The organism is Shewanella sp. SM73 (assembly GCF_025653795.1).
GTDB classification, from domain to species: Bacteria; Pseudomonadota; Gammaproteobacteria; order Enterobacterales; family Shewanellaceae; genus Shewanella; species Shewanella oncorhynchi.
Window position 1 is genome coordinate 88,202 of the sequence record NZ_JAKKRY010000005.1, and the last position, 13,609, is coordinate 101,810.

Annotated in this window: 14 protein-coding genes; 2 read left to right on the top strand and 12 right to left on the bottom strand. The window is 45.7% G+C overall.

Going from position 1 to position 13,609, the window contains the following annotated elements; genetic code table 11:
- Nucleotides 1-54: 54 nt before the first annotated feature.
- Nucleotides 55-1,701, top strand: coding sequence for a methyl-accepting chemotaxis protein (locus L5M51_RS09170; RefSeq protein WP_263172419.1), 1,647 nt, complete (start codon nucleotides 55-57; stop codon nucleotides 1,699-1,701).
- Between the two features lie 153 nt (nucleotides 1,702-1,854).
- On the opposite strand, the gene L5M51_RS09175 is transcribed toward L5M51_RS09170, so the two are convergent.
- Nucleotides 1,855-2,787, bottom strand: coding sequence for a DMT family transporter (locus tag L5M51_RS09175; protein ID WP_263172420.1), 933 nt, complete (start codon nucleotides 2,785-2,787; stop codon nucleotides 1,855-1,857).
- 92 nt (nucleotides 2,788-2,879) lie between these two features.
- Here L5M51_RS09175 and L5M51_RS09180 point away from each other — a divergent pair, with 92 nt between their 5' ends.
- Nucleotides 2,880-3,779, top strand: coding sequence for a LysR family transcriptional regulator (locus L5M51_RS09180; protein WP_263172422.1), 900 nt, complete (start codon nucleotides 2,880-2,882; stop codon nucleotides 3,777-3,779).
- Nucleotides 3,780-3,823: 44 nt separating this feature from the next.
- Here L5M51_RS09180 and dinB read toward each other — a convergent pair whose 3' ends face one another.
- From dinB to L5M51_RS09235, 11 genes are all read right to left on the bottom strand, one after another.
- Nucleotides 3,824-4,900: a DNA polymerase IV gene (dinB, locus tag L5M51_RS09185; RefSeq protein ID WP_263172423.1), complete on the bottom strand. Its 1,077-nt coding sequence runs from the start codon at nucleotides 4,898-4,900 to the stop codon at nucleotides 3,824-3,826.
- A gap of 202 nt (nucleotides 4,901-5,102) precedes the next feature.
- Nucleotides 5,103-5,570 carry a bacterioferritin gene (gene bfr, locus L5M51_RS09190; protein ID WP_011918791.1) on the bottom strand — a complete coding sequence of 156 codons (468 nt, stop codon included), beginning with the start codon at nucleotides 5,568-5,570 and terminating at the stop codon, nucleotides 5,103-5,105.
- Nucleotides 5,571-5,579: 9 nt separating this feature from the next.
- Nucleotides 5,580-6,053, bottom strand: a complete 474-nt coding sequence (gene bfr, locus L5M51_RS09195) for a bacterioferritin (RefSeq protein WP_006080475.1) — start codon at nucleotides 6,051-6,053, stop codon at nucleotides 5,580-5,582.
- Nucleotides 6,054-6,306: 253 nt separating this feature from the next.
- Nucleotides 6,307-6,531, bottom strand: a complete 225-nt coding sequence (gene nqrM / locus L5M51_RS09200; protein ID WP_105250019.1) for a (Na+)-NQR maturation NqrM — start codon at nucleotides 6,529-6,531, stop codon at nucleotides 6,307-6,309.
- A 15-nt stretch (nucleotides 6,532-6,546) separates the two neighbouring features.
- Nucleotides 6,547-7,593: an FAD:protein FMN transferase gene (locus L5M51_RS09205; protein WP_105250020.1), complete on the bottom strand. Its 1,047-nt coding sequence runs from the start codon at nucleotides 7,591-7,593 to the stop codon at nucleotides 6,547-6,549.
- A 98-nt stretch (nucleotides 7,594-7,691) separates the two neighbouring features.
- The gene (gene nqrF / locus L5M51_RS09210; RefSeq protein WP_028761565.1) at nucleotides 7,692-8,948 is read right to left on the bottom strand and encodes an NADH:ubiquinone reductase (Na(+)-transporting) subunit F; all 1,257 of its coding nucleotides are present in this window, start codon (nucleotides 8,946-8,948) and stop codon (nucleotides 7,692-7,694) included.
- A gap of 46 nt (nucleotides 8,949-8,994) precedes the next feature.
- Nucleotides 8,995-9,603: an NADH:ubiquinone reductase (Na(+)-transporting) subunit E gene (nqrE, locus tag L5M51_RS09215; RefSeq protein ID WP_006080469.1), complete on the bottom strand. Its 609-nt coding sequence runs from the start codon at nucleotides 9,601-9,603 to the stop codon at nucleotides 8,995-8,997.
- Between the two features lie 5 nt (nucleotides 9,604-9,608).
- Nucleotides 9,609-10,241 (bottom strand): NADH:ubiquinone reductase (Na(+)-transporting) subunit D, encoded by a 633-nt coding sequence (locus L5M51_RS09220; protein WP_006080467.1) that lies wholly within the window; start codon nucleotides 10,239-10,241, stop codon nucleotides 9,609-9,611.
- A complete protein-coding gene (locus tag L5M51_RS09225) occupies nucleotides 10,241-11,029 on the bottom strand; it encodes a Na(+)-translocating NADH-quinone reductase subunit C (protein WP_028761566.1) in 789 nt (262 codons plus the stop codon). The genes L5M51_RS09220 and L5M51_RS09225 overlap by 1 nt, the downstream gene beginning before the upstream one ends.
- Nucleotides 11,022-12,221, bottom strand: a complete 1,200-nt coding sequence (locus tag L5M51_RS09230) for an NADH:ubiquinone reductase (Na(+)-transporting) subunit B (RefSeq protein ID WP_105250021.1) — start codon at nucleotides 12,219-12,221, stop codon at nucleotides 11,022-11,024. Before L5M51_RS09230 ends, L5M51_RS09225 begins: the two co-directional genes overlap by 8 nt.
- Entirely contained in the window at nucleotides 12,221-13,555 is a 1,335-nt protein-coding gene (locus L5M51_RS09235) for a Na(+)-translocating NADH-quinone reductase subunit A (RefSeq protein ID WP_028761568.1), read from the bottom strand. Before L5M51_RS09235 ends, L5M51_RS09230 begins: the two co-directional genes overlap by 1 nt.
- Between the last annotated feature and the right edge of the window lie 54 nt (nucleotides 13,556-13,609).

A 13,609-nucleotide genomic window follows, 5' to 3' on the forward strand; every position in this document is an offset into this window, starting at 1 on the left:
AGAGGTTATTGCGGCTCTCACCTTTTCAGTGCATCAATCAAGGAGGGCGTGACTATGGAATGGTATAAAGATCTATCCGTTAATCAGAAACTGACTTATCCGAGTCTGCTACTCGCTGGCGTAGTCATCTTCGCCTCTTCAACTGGTATTTTAGGACTCAAAGCCTTAAATCACAGCGCGAATACACTCGCGCTTGAATACTTACCTAGCCAATCTGAACTCCTACAGGCCGATAAAGAGCTTTATCAAGCTCAAGTGGCCGAGCGCAGCCTGATGTTTGTTAACGTGGGCACAGACTCTTACAACGACCTTTTAAAGCAGCACACTAATAGTATCTCTCTGGTTAAAGAACATATTGATAAGTTTGCCGATGTGACCACAAGTCCCCTCGCTAAAGATAAGCTCAATGAATTGAATCACAGTTTCGATACTTGGCGAGCTACAACCACAGAAATCAGTAATCAACGCACCCAAAATGGCCGTAACGGTAGAACGACGGCGATTGATCTTAGTTTCGGTCAAGCAGCAACGCAATTCGAGCAACTACACCAGAACATTAATCATTTAATCAATGATTTAAATAGTAATACTACCGCAGCGATAGCCCAAGTAGATGATGATGCCAATCATGGACAACAGATGCAGTTAATTGCCTTAGCCATCAGTCTCTTGATCTGTATACTCTTTATCGTTGCACTGCCTAAACTCATCAGCAAACCGCTGGCGGTTTTACTCGCAAAAATCCACGACATTACCGATGGTGATGGCGATTTGACCGAACGAGTCCACTTAACCTCTAAGGACGAGCTTGGTGATCTTGCCAAGGCATTCAATCATTTTCTCGATAACTTACATGGCATTATCTCGCAATTTAAACAATCTACATCAGAGCTCAACACCGCTGCCGAAGGTCTAGCCAAAACCAGCGCATCAGCAAAACATACCTTGATGGATCAACAAGCTGCAACCCACAGAATCGCCGATGCCAGCGATCATATTGCCGCATCAGTGCAAGATGTATCAGTCAGTGCCAGTCATGCCGCCGATGCCGCTAAACAAGCCGACGTATTTACCGCCGACGGTCAGGCAAGAGTGAAAAAAACCATCAATGTGATTCGTGAACTTGCGGGAGATGTGGGCACGGCAGAAATGCAGATCAATAAACTCGAACAGGAAGGCCAACATATCGGCCGCGTGCTCGAGGTGATTCAAGCCATTGCCGAACAGACGAATCTATTAGCCCTTAACGCCGCAATTGAAGCGGCGCGCGCGGGCGAACAAGGACGCGGCTTTGCAGTGGTTGCCGATGAAGTGCGATCCCTTGCCTCTAAGACTCACCAATCCACCGAAGAAATTAAATTAATGATCGCCAATGTGCAAAATGGCACTCAAAGCGCTGTGGCAGCGATTAATATCGGTAATGAAAAGGCTATCTCAAGCGTAGAAGCCGCCAGTAATGCCGGTGAAGCCTTAGCGCATATTGCAGAAATGGTCAGCCAAATTAGTGAGATGAATAATCAAATCGCCCTAGCAGCTAAAGCGCAAACCACTATGGCCAACGAGAGTCATCAAAATATTCAACACATTGCCGAACAGTCGGAGGAGAGTCTACGAACCACTGATGAAATCTACGCAGCAAGCGTACAACTCTCGTCAATGGCGAGTAATCTCACTGCGCTGGTCAGCCGCTTTAAACTGTAATTTGTTGAGAGTGAAAGCTTTTATATAAGTTACCTTTTGTAAATCAGTGATGTTTGAAAGGTCCCCTCAAACGAATAAGGGAGCATAAACCTGTCGCAGTGATTATCTGAATTCAGGTGCTCCCTTATATTTAAACAGCAAAGCTAGCACCGATTAGCAGCGCTTAACCACTAAGCCTCTTGCCGCGCGTAAGTTGACTAACATAGGTAACATCAACGCAAGGATCACTATCAGCATCCCTACCAATTGAATTTCCGTCACCGCCTGCCCCATGGCTAACGCCGTTAATGCTGCAAAAACGGGCACGAGATTAAAAAAAATCGATGCCTTAGCGGGGCCAAGCGCCTTAACACCGTTAATCCAAAACAGATAACCGAGCACAGTGGCGAACAAACCTATGTAGAGCACGCTAGAAAAAGCCGTTGCCGACAGTTCCATCAACTCCAGCCAAGGGTGAAACTCACCTCGGCCAAGTCCAACCACGGACATAGACACACTGGCAGCTATCATACTCAGCAAGGTAAATGGCAATACAGGCAACCAATGGCCGACCCGTTGCGAACAAATGGTATAACCACTCCACGCCAACATGCCGGCGGCAATCATCACATCACCTTGGTTAAAACTAAAATTGAGCAACTGCTGCACACTGCCGTTAGTGATCACTAGCAGTACGCCCGCCAATCCACCCACTAAGCTAAACACTTGTTGTCTGCTGAGCCATTCACGCTGTAATAGCGCATTGACGATTGAAGTCACCAGCGGGCTGAGCGCCATAATCAAGGCACCATTGGCAGCAGAGGTATGCTGCAGGCCATTAAATAACGCCAGATTTAAGCCGCCCACACCAATCACCCCCACTAACGCTATGACAATATATTGCGCCAAACTCAATTTAGGCCAAGCCTGACGAGTAAAAACGATATATAACGCTAGAGTCACAGCCGCAATGGTAAAACGCCAGAATACGAGAGATTCCCCTGACATCTCCTCCAACACTCGCTTAGCAATCGGAAACACACTGCCCCAGCTAAAAACGCAAATCAGTAGACAAACAATTGTCATGTAAGGTGTATGGGATTTCATATCGGACTCTAGGGAGGTAATTGGGATTGAGCTTAGTTTATAAGTTTCATATATTATTAAAACACTCAAGATTGAGAGCTTAAATTCCAAATATGAAACTTAATTATTCCTTAGACGATATGCGCTTATTTTGGGTAGTGGCACAGCAAGGGAGTTTTAAGCTCGCGGCGCAGCACTTAGGCATTCCACCTTCAACCTTAAGCCGTCGAATCAATCTGTTAGAACAATCCTTAGGTCTGCGTTTACTGCACAGAGACGCCCATAAAGTCAACCTTACCGCCACAGGTCAGCGGTATCTCGAACGCTGCGGCCCGCTGTTTATCGAGTTAAACCAGGTATCTGGTGAGTTGCATGCGGATAAACATCAAGCGGTTGGCAAATTGCGGATCTCGGCGCCCATCAATACAACCTATCGCTGGCTAGGTGAATCACTCAACGCCTTCCAACGGCATTATCCCAATATTGATATCGATTTAAGTCTGTCGAACATGAATATCGATGTCAGTGAAAACGCCATCGATATCGCCTTTCGAGTGGGCGAACCTAAAGATCCCGATTGGATTGCAAGACCACTTACCACAATTAGCTTTGTACTTTGCGCCAGCACATCGGCAACGCAGTGGCATGCGCTGCAATCCATTGAAGAGCTGGATCAGTATCCGGTTATCATCGCCAAGCCCACAAAAACGTGGCGTTTACAGCACAATAGCACAGGGCAAAATGTCGAGTTTGAACCAAGGAGTAATATCAAACTAGCCGTCGATGATATGGCGATTGCCTGTCAGGCCGTGGTGGCGGGGCTTGGGATTGGACTCATACCCATCAGCATGGCGAGTGAACAGATACGAAGTGGCAAGCTCATTCAAATACTGCCCGAGTGGCAAGGTATTCCGCGCACCGCCTACTTGATGTATCGCGATCGAGACAACCTGCCCTTACGGGTCAGACTGTTAATTGATTTTATGTTGGCGAATCCACCCGAGGCTTATTGAGCCAATGCAGGCATGAGTCTGCGGCTTATCGACTCAATAAACGGCTAGAGTGCTAAATCCAGCTGAGTCTGGCCGTTTAAGCTTGTGGCGACGACAAGAGTAGAATCGGTAAGGCCGACCGAAATACCCAATAGACGAATGCCACGGCCTTCTTGCCTTTCCATAGCCTGCGCGAGTAGCTCATAAAACATTACAATCGAGACTTCATCGCTGCGGTGCTCAATTGTAGTCTGCTTGAAATCATTAAACTTAAGTTTGACCACCTGTTTATGTATTTTGCGTTCCTTAGCACTGCGACTTAAACGCAACGACAGTTCTTGGATCAAACTCGACATCACCTGCTGGCAATGCTCTAAGCTATAAATATCCTTTGCTAATGTGGTTTCAACCCCCACTGACTTGCGCTCTCTGTCGGCAGAAATACCCCGTTCATCTATGCCTTGGGAACGCTCAATCAACACACCACCAAACTTACCGAATCGCGCTAAGAGCTCAGGTTTAGAATAAGCTTGCACATCACCACAGGTATTGAGCCCGAGCGAAGAGAGCTTTTCTGCGGTGACTTTACCAACACCGGGAATTTTACGCAGCGATAAGGTCTTAACAAACTCAGAAAGCGTCTCTGGCGTAATGACATATTGGCCGTTTGGCTTGTTCAGATCCGAGGCGACCTTAGCTAAAAATTTTACTGGCGCGATACCCGCCGATGCGGTTAAACCCGTTTCGGCTAAGATATCGCGACGAATCGCTTGGGCAATCAAGGTCGCTGAGCCCTTATATTGCTGGCACTCACTCACATCCAAATAAGCTTCATCTAAGGAAAGCGGCTCAATTAATTGGGTATAGCGAGAAAATATTTCACGAATTTGTAGCGACACTTCTTTGTAAACCTGCATCCGGCCTGGTACTAAAATCAGCTCAGGGCACAACTTAAAGGCATAAGCCGTTGCCATTGCTGAACGTACACCGAATTTACGTGCCTCGTAACTGCAAGTGCTGATAACACCTCGACGATCGCTACTGCCGCCCACGGCTAAAGGCTTGCCACGGTATTCGGGAAAGTCGCGCATTTCCACTGCCGCAAAATAGCAGTCCATATCGATATGAATAATTTTTCGCACGTTGAATTCCTCCAACGCCAAAATACTGTATATAAAAACAGTAATCAAGTATTCCTGATAGATTTGGGGCCAATAAGATGTGGCCTAGCGCTAAAAAAGAGAACAAGACAAGTGTGAGGAACAACAGACATGCTTAATAACTGAGTTCCTAGGCCATTACACTCAATGGCCTAGGTATTTACTCAACCTAACAATCTAAAGCTCACATCTTAGTTTGCAGGTAGTTTTGCAGCCCAACACGGTCGATAAGCCCAAGTTGTTTTTCGAGCCAATACATATGGTCAGACTCTGTATCGTCGAGTAATACTTCAAGGATTTCGCGGGTCTGGTAATCTTGCTTCTGCTCACACAGTGCAATCACTTTGCGCAAATCGTCCGCGACCTTGTATTCGTAGGCGAGATCATTACGTAGCATCTCTTCTACATCTTTACCTATGTTCAATGCCTCACGGGCGGCAACATTGGGTGTACCTTCGAGGAATAAAATGCGCTGCACTAATTTGGCTGCATGGGCTTTCTCATCATCTGACTCATGGGCGATACGCTCATAGAGTTCATTCAGGCCCCAATCTTCATACATATGGGCATGGACAAAATACTGATCCATTGCCGAGAGTTCTCCCGTTAGGAGTCGATTTAACGCATCGATAACGTCTTTATCGCCTTTCATATCTTGCTCCTATTGGTCGCTAATTTGCGATTGTAGATAATTTTGAATACCGGTTAGCGTAATGAGCTCTTGCTGCGACTCGAGCCAATCTAAGTGCTCTTCTTCGTCTTCGAGAATATCTTCCAGCAGATCGCGGCTCACATAGTCCTGTTCGGCTTCACACAAGCTGATCGCATCACGCAGCAATGTAAGCTGCTCTTGCACCATGGCCAGATCGCAGTCGAGCATCTCTTGGCTATGTTCACCAATGCGAAGTTTTTCGAGTTGTTGCAGATTCGGCAGACCTTCCAAAAACAGCACTCGCTCGATGAGCTTATCGGCATGCTTCATATCTTGGATGGATTTTTTGTATTCGACGTGGTTTAACTTCTCTAAGCCCCAATGTTTAAACATGCGGGCATGGAGGAAATATTGATTGATGGCGGTCAACTCACAGGTAAGCACCCGATTCAGTTGCCCAACCACTTTAGGATGACCTTTCATAAGTTACTATCCTTGGTAAGCGTGAAAAGATTGATCTAAATCAAGCTTCTAGCCTAGTACAATTTATCGACCAACTCAAATTATCTTTATATTTCACTCACTTAATGATGAAAAGCATTCTCATTCCAGCTTAGATTAACTTGCTATCCCACTCTAATCCCAAGGATAAATCTCAAATGATTAACCCGTGTAAGAAAATACGAGGCAAAAAAATAGCCCCCTAAATCGGAGGCTATGATCGAATCAAGACTATTTAGATAATGCGGTCTTTCGTTAACTTTTCACGACGCGCTTCTTCAGCGGCCATACGACGTTTACGTTTGTCACAAGGGTCATCACAATCACACGCTTTCTCAATCCCTAGAACACCTAAACCGCCACAACTTCCTTCAACGGCTTTGCGCTTGATGAGATAACCAATCGACATGAGCAAAAAGAAGACTAACAAGATCACAAATGCCGCAATAAAAGAGGTCATGGTTTACTCCAAAAACTAAATAAGGAAAGGCTTGAAGGCGTCGCTGTAATAAACCTTAAATCCGTCGCCTTGCTTTTCGATTAGCATTATCGCCAAGTGTTCCTTCTTGGCAAGCTCCAATGATGCTTCTGTGCCCAAAACCATCATGGCAGTCGCAAAACCGTCGGCCGTCATACAATTTTGATGCAATACAGTCACGGATGCTAACTTATGATTTATCGGCAAACCAGTACGCGGATCAATTATATGCGTAAAACGTTGGCCGTCTTCTTCATAATAATTACGATAATCACCAGAGGTCGCCATCGCCATAGTACCAGGTGCAATAACCTGCTGTACGGCTTCAGAGCCATCATTGGTCGGTTGCTCTATAGCAACACGCCAAGAGCTTCCATCACCTTTGGCACCTTTGATACTCAGTTCGCCACCAATTTCAACTAAATACCCAGTCGCATGGTATTTATCAAGAATAGAAGCGATCTTATCAACCCCAAATCCCTTCGCGATTGATGATAAATCTACATATAAATGGGTGTTGTGCTTACTTAGACGATTGCCTTCAATGGAAAGTTCACTAATCCCTGTTTTGGCTTTAGCCGCATCAATATCAGCCTGTGTCGGAACTTTAGTTGGACGCTTATCAGGTCCAAACCCCCACAGATTAACTAAAGGACCTAAGGTAATATCAAGTGCCTTATCCGTCACTTGATATAAACGTATTCCCTCTTGCACCACTTTTATGGTATCCGGTGAGACTTCAACGCTTTGCTCCAATGGCAATTGGTTGAAACGGGATAATTCTGAATTAGGCCGATAGGTCGACATCTGGTCATTGACTAGCTCAAGGGCTAAATCAATTTCCGCTTGAAGTAACTGCGCCGTCGGCATCTGCTCATTCGGGACGACTTTAATGTGATAAGTCGTGCCCATAGTGCTGCCGGCCAACGAAATGACTTCGTTTTGCTTAGAACAGGCTGAAACAAAAAAGGCCAGTCCCACGAGGACTAGCCAGTTAAATGAATACTTTAACGCTGAGGTATTGATCTTTAAGGTCTGAAACATAGTGACCTACTACTCTTATTTGGGCCCTTAAATGCAAAAGTTGCAGATGAGAGATTATCCTCAACATCTGCAACTTTTCTATCTAGGACTAATGAACATTAGCCGCCGAAGTCATCCAACAGGATGTTTTCGTCTTCGACACCAAGATTTTTCAACATACCAATTACGGCAGCGTTCATCATTGGAGGTCCACACATGTAGAACTCACAATCTTCTGGAGCATCATGGTTTTTCAGATAGTTTTCATACAATACGTTATGAATAAAACCTGTGTAACCATCCCAGTTATCCTCTGGTTGAGGATCTGAAAGTGCCACATGCCATACGAAGTTATCATTCTCAGCCGCTAGGCCGTCGAAATCTTCTACGTAGAACATTTCACGCTTAGAACGTGCACCGTACCAGAAGCTCATCTTACGTTTAGACTGAAGACGCTTCAGCTGGTCGAAGATATGTGAACGCATTGGCGCCATACCCGCACCACCGCCGATAAACACCATTTCTGCATCGGTATCTTTCGCGAAGAATTCACCGAATGGACCAGATATAGTGACTTTATCACCCGCTTTTAAGCTCCAAATGTAAGATGACATCTTACCGCAAGGCAGTGTCAAGTTACGTGGTGGAGGCGTAGCAATACGCACGTTCAGCATAATAATGCCGAACTCTTCTGGGTAGTTAGCCATTGAGTATGCACGGATAGTTTCTTCATCAACCTTAGATTCAAGATTGAAGAAACCGAAGTGTTCCCAGTCGCCACGGTATTGTGCAGGTACATCAAAATCTGCATATTTAATATGATGAGCTGGTGCTTCGATTTGAATATAACCGCCAGCACGGAATGGTACAGACTCGCCATCAGGAATTTGCAGCTTCAGTTCTTTAATGAAAGTGGCTTTGTTATCGTTAGAGATAACTTCACATTCCCATTTCTTGATACCGAAGATTTCTTCGTCAAGCTCGATTTCCATATCGTTCTTAACGTTAACCTGACAAGAAAGACGACAACCTTTACGGGCATCACCTTTGCTGATGTGGTCAAGTTCCGTTGGCAGAATATCGCCGCCGCCAGACTTAATCACCACGCGACATTGGCCACATGAGCCACCGCCACCACACGCACTCGATACGAAGATACCGCTGTTAGCCAAAACGCCTAACAACTTACCGCCCGCACCGGTTGTAATCGCTTTTTCAGGATCGTCATTAATGCCGATCGTGATGTCACCACTAGCCACTAACTTAGACTTAGCGAATAAAATCACTAATACCAAGATGAGGACGATAGCAGTAAACATACTCACACCGAGGTAAACCTCGAGCGGAGTAGATTTAAAAATACCAAGAATATCCATTAACTTATCCTTAGAAGGTCCAATTCAAGAAGCCGTTATGTGTCTCTTACAGAGACACACCTGAAAACGACATGAAACCTAAGGCCATCAAACCAGCGGTGATAAAGGTAATCCCTAAACCACGTAGGCCGTTAGGCACGTCGGCATACTTCAGCTTCTCACGGATACCGGCCATCAATACGATAGCTAATGCCCAACCCACTCCTGAGCCGAAACCAAACACCACACTCTCGCCTAGCTTGTAGTCACGCTCAACCATGAATGATACCGCACCGAAAATCGCGCAGTTCACTGTGATCAAAGGTAAGAAAATACCTAATGCGTTGTACAAAGGTGGAAAGTACTTGTCCAGTGCCATTTCCAGAATTTGAACCAAAGCCGCAATCACACCGATAAAGGTAATGAATTTCAAGAAGCTTAAGTCAGCTTCAGGTGCGCCAGCCCAAGCAAGTGCACCAGGAGCTAGCAGCCCTTGATAGATAACTTGGTTTGCTGGGACAGAGATAGTTAACACTACAACTACCGCAATCCCTAGGCCCATGGCGGTAGTAACTTTCTTAGACACAGCCAAGAAAGTACACATACCTAGGAAGAAGGCCAGTGCCATGTTTTCAATGAAAACAGAGCGAATTAACAGGCTAATATAATGTTCCATCGCACTTACCCTTTTGCTTCAACTTGCTCTGGCTTATAGGTACGAATAATCCAAATCAAAACACCGATCAGGAAGAACGCACTCGGAGGCAGTAGTAGCAGACCGTTTGGTTGGTACCAGCCGCCATCAGAGATCTTGTGCAGGATTTCAACACCGAACAGAGAACCGTTACCAAACAGTTCACGTACGAAGCCAACAGCTAACAGAATCGCACCGTAACCTAAACCGTTACCGATACCATCCATAAAGCTCATCATTGGCGGTGTTTTCATCGCGTAGGCTTCGGCACGACCCATTACGATACAGTTCGTAATAATCAGACCGACGAATACCGACAGCTGCTTAGAGATCTGATAAGCATAAGCCTGCAACAATTGGTCAACCACGATTACCAAAGAGGCAATAATGGTCATCTGTACGATAATACGCACACTGCTTGGAATATGATTACGGATCATTGAGATAAACAGGTTCGAAAACGCAGTTACCGCAGTTAACGCCAACGCCATTACCAATGCAGTTTCGAGCTTGCTCGTTACCGCTAATGCACTACATACACCAAGTACTTGTAAAGCAATCGGGTTGTTGTTGACTATAGGTCCGGTCAGAACCTGTTTCAGTTCTTTAGCGTCAGACATTAGTTGAGACCTCCATTGCGTGCTTTTTCAATGAAACTCGCAAAACCTTCTTTACCCAACCAGAATGTCAGTGAATGTTGTACACCGTTACTCGTTAAGGTTGCGCCAGATAATGCATCTACACCGTACTCAGTGCTAGCAACAGTTGGGTTTTTCGTTACGCTGATAGCGAGTTTACCTTGCTCATCAAATAACTTTTTGCCATGCCATTTCGCTTTCCACTGAGCATTTTGCACTTCGCCACCTAAGCCCGGCGTTTCGCCGTGCTCGTAGTAGACTAAGCTTTGCACTGTGTTTAGGTCAGCATCCATAGCAAGGAAGGCATACATAGTAGACCATAGGCCATAACCATGGATTGGCAGAATGACACTGGTTAATTTACCTTGGCCGTCACGAACAAGATAAACTACAGCCTTATCAGCAACACGTTTCACTGAAGCGATGTCATTCTCAGGTACAAATGAGGTTTTCACATCACGAGACGCTTTACGTTGATCATAAGTGTCAGCATCAACACCCTCAACCCAAGCACCCGTTTTCAAATCGACCAGTTTAGCTTCGATGTGTTTGCCGTATGTATCCAGAATTTGCGCTTTGGTCACTTTGCCAGCTTTAGTATCGATAAGACCAGCGGCTTCCAGAATATACTTTTGCTTATCAAGCAGTTTATTTTCTGCTTGAGTCGGTCTCAGTAACACTGCTGCAGTAGACACAAATATCGCACAAATTAGACACAGGCCAACGACGATAAATAAGGTTCTGCCGAACGAATCTTTATTACTAGCCACGGGCAATCCTCCGCTTGATATTTGCCTGAACCACGAAGTGGTCGAACAATGGCGCGAACAAGTTAGCAAACAAAATTGCCAACATCATGCCTTCAGGGAATGCAGGGTTAATCACGCGGATAAACACAGCCATTGCACCGATCAAGATACCGTATGCCCATTTAGCTTGGTTAGTAAATGACGCTGACACTGGGTCTGTCGCCATGAACATCATGCCAAACGCAAAACCACCTAACACTAAGTGCCAGTACCAAGGCATTGCAAACATTGGATTAGTGTCACTACCGACAACGTTAAGCAGCGTAGAAATGGCAATCATGCCCACCATTACACCGCCAACGATACGCCATGAAGCGATACGCGTGTAGATGATGACCAAACCACCTAACAGAATCGCTAATGTAGACACTTCACCCACTGAACCTGGAATGAAACCGAAGAACGCATCCCACCAGTTTTGGTTAATTGCGTAATCTAAAGTGCCAGACGCCGCTTGGCTCAGTGCAGTTGCACCTGAGTAACCGTCAGCCACAACCCATGAGGTATCACCTGACATATTCAACGGATAAGCGAAGAACAAGAAGGCACGACCCGCTAGTGCTGGGTTTAAGAAGTTACGCCCTGTACCACCGAACACTTCTTTCGCCACGACCACACCGAAGGTGATACCCAGCGCCACCATCCATAATGGGATAGTTGCTGGCAGCGTTAAAGCAAACAGGATAGAGGTAACGAAGAAACCTTCGTTGACTTCATGACCACGGATAGAGGCAAACAGCACTTCCCAGATACCACCGACGGCAAAGGTCACCGCGTAGATAGGTAGGAAGAAACAGGCGCCATACCACATCAGCGCAGGCCAGCCAGAGTTTGCCGTCAGTTCGGTACCGAACATGCTGAACAAGCTCACTTGCCATACGTCAGGAGTAGCAAAACCAGCCACTAAAGCTAATTGAGCTTGTAAACCTACGTTGTACATACCCACGAACATCGCGGGGAAAGCACAAGCCCAAACCGTAATCATCATACGTTTTAGGTCGAGGTTATCGCGAACATGGGTTTTGCCCTTGTTCACTTTACCTGGGGTATAAAAAATCGTGTATGCCGCTTCGAATAGGGCATAAAACTTTTCGTATTTACCGCCTTTTTCAAAGTCGGGTTCAATACGTTCGAAAAAATCTTTCAAGCTCATTAGCCTTCCCTCTCGATCGTATCTAGACAGTCACGCAGATATGAACCGTAGTCATACTTGCCTGGACATACGAACGTACACAGTGCGAGATCTTCTTCATCTAACTCTAACGCGCCTAAAGTAGCAGCACCGTCAAAGTCACCTGAAATCAAGTCACGCAACAACATAGTAGGAAGAATGTCCAATGGCATTACACGCTCATAGTTACCAATTGGCACCATAGCGCGGTCTGAACCACCTGTACTGGTCGTCATGCTGAACAGACGAGAAGGAGCAAGATGTCCTAAGAATGCACGAGTGATAGAATATTTGTCTGAGCCTGGTAATACCCAGCCTAAAAATTCTTTCTCTGTACCTTCTTCTAACAGACTTACTTGAACATGGTAACGACCTAAATACCCTTGTGGGCCAACGGCTGTACGACCATTCAGAACAGAGCCTGAAATCAGACGAACATTGCCATCTAAGGCTTCACCAGCGGTTAATTCAGTCATGCTCGCGCCCACAACAGTGCGTACGAGTCTTGGCTTAGCCGCTTTAGGGCCTGCGATTGCAATAACACGTTCGGTATTGAGTTCACCCGTCGTAAATAGCTGACCAATTGCTATTACATCTTGGTAACCAATATGCCAAACGGTACGTTTTGCAGAGGCAGACAATAAGAAGTGAATGTGAGTACCGACTAATCCTGCAGGGTGCACACCGGCAAATTCTTCAACTTGGGCGTTTGCGGCAGGAATATCAGCGCCAGGCGCTTTACAAAGGTAAACTTTACCGTCAGTAAGTCTTGCTAAGACCTTAAGACCATTAGCAAAATCTTCTTTATGCTCACGGATCACCACAACGGGATCAGCGGCAAGAGGTTGAGTATCTATTGCGGTTACAAAAATACCAGCAGCAGAAGAGTCTACAGCAGGAACTTTGCTAAAAGGACGAGTACGCAAAGCAGTCCATAAACCTGATTCAATCAGATTGTCACGGACTAACTGCGAGTCGAGCGTATCGAGTGCAGTGGCATCATATTTAGCAAAGGCAACGCTGTCGTTTCCTTCCACTTCAATGACAACAGACTGCAGAACACGCTGGGCGCCCCGGTTAATGTCTAATATAGTACCACTGGCTAAAGCCGTATATTTAACGCCTAAATTCTTCTTATCTTCAAAAAGAACTTGGCCTTTTTGTACTTTATCGCCCACTTTGATCTTCATCGTTGGACGTAAGCCAATATACTCTTCACCCAAAGTAGCTACATGTTTAATGGCTGGGCCATTATGGATAACTTGCTCTGGTCCGCCTGCTATAGGCAGTTCCAATCCTTTCTTAATTGTAATCATATCCACAAGCACTACGTTTGAAGGAAAGACAATGCGCCGCGTTCCTGCTAAATA

What these genes read in the sequence shown, in the direction of transcription:
- L5M51_RS09235 (WP_028761568.1), bottom strand. Translation starts at nt 13,555, where the DNA reads ATGATTACAATTAAGAAAGGATTGGAACTGCCTATAGCAGGCGGACCA.
- L5M51_RS09220 (WP_006080467.1), bottom strand. Translation starts at nt 10,241, where the DNA reads ATGTCTGACGCTAAAGAACTGAAACAGGTTCTGACCGGACCTATAGTC.
- L5M51_RS09180 (WP_263172422.1), top strand. Translation starts at nt 2,880, where the DNA reads ATGAAACTTAATTATTCCTTAGACGATATGCGCTTATTTTGGGTAGTG.
- nqrF (WP_028761565.1), bottom strand. Translation starts at nt 8,948, where the DNA reads ATGGATATTCTTGGTATTTTTAAATCTACTCCGCTCGAGGTTTACCTC.
- L5M51_RS09170 (WP_263172419.1), top strand. Translation starts at nt 55, where the DNA reads ATGGAATGGTATAAAGATCTATCCGTTAATCAGAAACTGACTTATCCG.
- nqrE (WP_006080469.1), bottom strand. Translation starts at nt 9,603, where the DNA reads ATGGAACATTATATTAGCCTGTTAATTCGCTCTGTTTTCATTGAAAAC.
- L5M51_RS09205 (WP_105250020.1), bottom strand. Translation starts at nt 7,593, where the DNA reads ATGTTTCAGACCTTAAAGATCAATACCTCAGCGTTAAAGTATTCATTT.
- bfr (WP_011918791.1), bottom strand. Translation starts at nt 5,570, where the DNA reads ATGAAAGGCGATAAAGACGTTATCGATGCGTTAAATCGACTCCTAACG.
- L5M51_RS09175 (WP_263172420.1), bottom strand. Translation starts at nt 2,787, where the DNA reads ATGAAATCCCATACACCTTACATGACAATTGTTTGTCTACTGATTTGC.
- nqrM (WP_105250019.1), bottom strand. Translation starts at nt 6,531, where the DNA reads ATGACCTCTTTTATTGCGGCATTTGTGATCTTGTTAGTCTTCTTTTTG.
- bfr (WP_006080475.1), bottom strand. Translation starts at nt 6,053, where the DNA reads ATGAAAGGTCATCCTAAAGTGGTTGGGCAACTGAATCGGGTGCTTACC.
- L5M51_RS09230 (WP_105250021.1), bottom strand. Translation starts at nt 12,221, where the DNA reads ATGAGCTTGAAAGATTTTTTCGAACGTATTGAACCCGACTTTGAAAAA.